The sequence below is a fragment of the Lonsdalea britannica genome (assembly GCF_946477055.1).
GTDB lineage: Bacteria > Pseudomonadota > Gammaproteobacteria > Enterobacterales > Enterobacteriaceae > Lonsdalea > Lonsdalea britannica_A.
In genome coordinates, this window is record NZ_CAMKXG010000354.1 from 1 (window position 1) to 2,872 (window position 2,872).

Genomic DNA, 2,872 nt, shown 5'->3' on the forward strand with positions numbered 1-2,872 from the left:
GATCGGCCAGTTCAGCCACCGCATACTCCCCCGCGAGTTTGCTTTTGCCATAGATCCCTTGCGGCCCTACGGGCATCTCTTCACTGTAAATCTGGTCGCTTTCACCATCGAAAACATAGTCGGTGGATATATGCAGTATTACAGCGCCGACATGTTTCGCGGCCTCAGCCAAATAGGCTGGGCCATCGCGGTTGATGGTATAGGACGGCGCGATTTCATCCTCGGCCTTATCCACTGCCGTATGTGCTGCGGCGTTGATAATGTAGTCCGGTTGAAACTGTTCCACTTTACGCATGACGGCATACTGGTCGGTAATGTCCAGTTCTTCGCGGTCGACGGCCAGCAGCTCGGCCTTACCCTCTAGCTGAGCGACCAGGCTCTGCCCTACCTGTCCCCGACTGCCGGTAATCAAAATTTTCATTCTGGCTCCTGAATATCCGGTCAGTTAAGTAGGTTCATGAGATAGCGACCGTACTGATTTTTCATCATCGGATCCGCCAACGTCGCCAGCTGCTGATTGGAAAGCCAACCGTTGCGCCATGCGATCTCTTCCAGACAGGCGACCTGCAAGCCCTGCACATTCTCGATAGTCTGCACAAAGGACGATGCGTCGTGTAGGCTCTCATGCGTTCCCGTATCCAGCCATGCGAAACCGCGCCCGAACAGCTCGACATTCAGCGAGTCATCCTCGAGATACATCTGGTTAATCGAGGTAATTTCCAGCTCGCCGCGATGGGAAGGCTTCACCTGTTTGGCGAAATCCACCACACGGTTGTCGTAGAAATAGAGCCCGGTAATGGCGTAGTTAGACTTAGGCTTGGTCGGCTTTTCTTCGATGGAAACGGCTTTCATGTTCTTATCGAACTCCACCACGCCGAAACGCTCAGGATCTTTTACCTGATAGCCGAACACGGTCGCGCCGTGCTCTTTAGCGGCGGCATTCGCCAACATGCGGCTGAAAGACTGGCCGTAGAAGATATTGTCGCCCAGCACCAGACTGCACCGATCGTCTCCGATAAAGGATTCACCGATAATGAACGCCTGTGCCAGGCCATCTGGACTCGGCTGCACCGCATAGTCGATGCTAATGCCGAAATTGGAACCATCGCCCAACAGACGACGGAAGGCCTCATTATCTTCCGGCGTCGTGATAATCATGATCTCCCGAATACCCGCCAGCATTAGCGTGGAAAGCGGATAGTAGATCATCGGTTTGTTGTACACCGGTAGCAGCTGCTTCGACACACCGCGCGTCAAGGGATAAAGACGCGTGCCGGACCCGCCAGCCAGAATAATGCCTTTCATGATGCCTCTCCCATACCCAGGCGCTCACGCGCATAAGAGCCATCCTGAACGCGGCTCCACCACTCCCGGTGAGTCAGATACCACTCCACCGTTTTACGAATCCCGGACTCGAACGTTTCCTGCGGCTTCCAACCCAGTTCGCGCGCGATTTTGCTCGCGTCAATGGCGTAGCGAACGTCATGACCGGGCCGATCTTTCACATAGGTAATCAGGTCCTGATACTGCTTGATGCCATCCGGTTTGTTCGGCACGCGTTCTTCCAACAGAGCGCAGATCGTCTTCACCACGTCGATGTTGGCTTTCTCGTTATGACCCCCGATGTTGTAGGTCTCCCCTACTTCACCGGTGGTCACGACGGTGTAAAGCGCTCGGGCATGGTCTTCCACATACAGCCAGTCACGGATCTGCATACCGTTGCCATAGACCGGCAGCGGTTTGCCTTCCAAGGCGTTAAGAATCATCAGCGGGATGAGTTTCTCTGGGAAGTGGTAAGGGCCGTAGTTGTTGGAACAATTCGTGACGATCGTCGGGAAGCCGTAGGTCCGCTGCCAGGCCCGCACCAGATGATCGCTGGAAGCCTTCGAGGCGGAGTACGGGCTGCTAGGCGCATACGACGTCGTTTCGGTAAACAGATCGTCCACGCCTTCCAGATCGCCATACACCTCGTCGGTAGAAATATGGTGGAAACGGAAACGAGATTTTTCCGCTTCGTCGAGCGACTGCCAGTAAGCGCGAGCAGCTTCGAGCAGCGTGTACGTCCCTACTATGTTTGTTTCGATGAACGCCGCTGGACCGTCGATGGAACGGTCGACATGCGATTCCGCCGCCAGGTGCATGACCGCATCAGGGCGGTGGGTCTGAAAAATATCGTCCAGCGCGGCGCGATCGCAGATATCCGCTTGAACAAAGACATAACGCTCGTGGTCTTCAACGTCTGATAACGATTCCAGATTCCCAGCGTAGGTCAGCTTATCCACATTAACCACGGCATCAGAGGTGTTGCTGATGATGTGGCGAACGACGGCAGAACCGATAAAGCCTGCACCGCCTGTAACCAATATTTTCATAGTAAGAAATCCCAAAAAGAAATGACTAACCTTAGCGATTGCAAGGCTATGAAGCCGACGATCCATGAATTTTAGGCACGCTACCGCCCTTAGGCTTTCCCCTAAAAGACATCACTTGCCGCTCGACTGTTTTCTTCCTGGGACACTTTTCGCGCAATAAGGCGAGTATAAAGAGTGGTCGCATTCTACATGCCCTAATACTCAAGGTGTAGTAGCTCCCGCAGGAAGACCGCCAAAAACAGTCAATTTTTTATCTCCTTCACATTCACTCTTCTGTTGGCAAGGATCGACTCTAGCAATGAATTGCAAAGGCAATAAATAAGCATTCTCTGTAATTGCATACGAATGGAATATTAACGCGCCTCAGCCATCGACACGCGGCCTGTGCAGAAGGATCACCATACATCATAGTGGATGGAGAGAAAGGGTCGTTGAAAGGACATTTACCGGGGAAAACCCGGCGTTCGTCGGGTTGACAACGGCGGACATCCTCCTCCAGC

At 53.4% G+C, this 2,872-nt stretch carries 3 protein-coding genes; all 3 read right to left on the reverse strand.

The window, feature by feature from the left end; genetic code table 11:
* Positions 1 to 421, reverse strand: a 421-nt coding sequence (locus Q7O77_RS16555; protein WP_304169810.1) for a sugar nucleotide-binding protein, incomplete at its 3' end; no start/stop codon positions are given.
* Between the two features lie 20 nt (positions 422 to 441).
* Complete coding sequence (rfbA, locus tag Q7O77_RS16560) at positions 442 to 1,305, reverse strand: glucose-1-phosphate thymidylyltransferase RfbA (RefSeq protein WP_304169812.1); 864 nt, start codon at positions 1,303 to 1,305, stop codon at positions 442 to 444.
* Positions 1,302 to 2,372 carry a dTDP-glucose 4,6-dehydratase gene (rffG, locus tag Q7O77_RS16565; protein WP_304169813.1) on the reverse strand — a complete coding sequence of 357 codons (1,071 nt, stop codon included), beginning with the start codon at positions 2,370 to 2,372 and terminating at the stop codon, positions 1,302 to 1,304. Before rffG ends, rfbA begins: the two co-directional genes overlap by 4 nt.
* Positions 2,373 to 2,872: the final 500 nt, after the last annotated feature.

Coding starts and splice junctions, on each gene's coding strand:
- rffG (WP_304169813.1), bottom strand. CDS start 2,372: ATGAAAATATTGGTTACAGGCGGTGCAGGCTTTATCGGTTCTGCCGTC.
- rfbA (WP_304169812.1), bottom strand. CDS start 1,305: ATGAAAGGCATTATTCTGGCTGGCGGGTCCGGCACGCGTCTTTATCCC.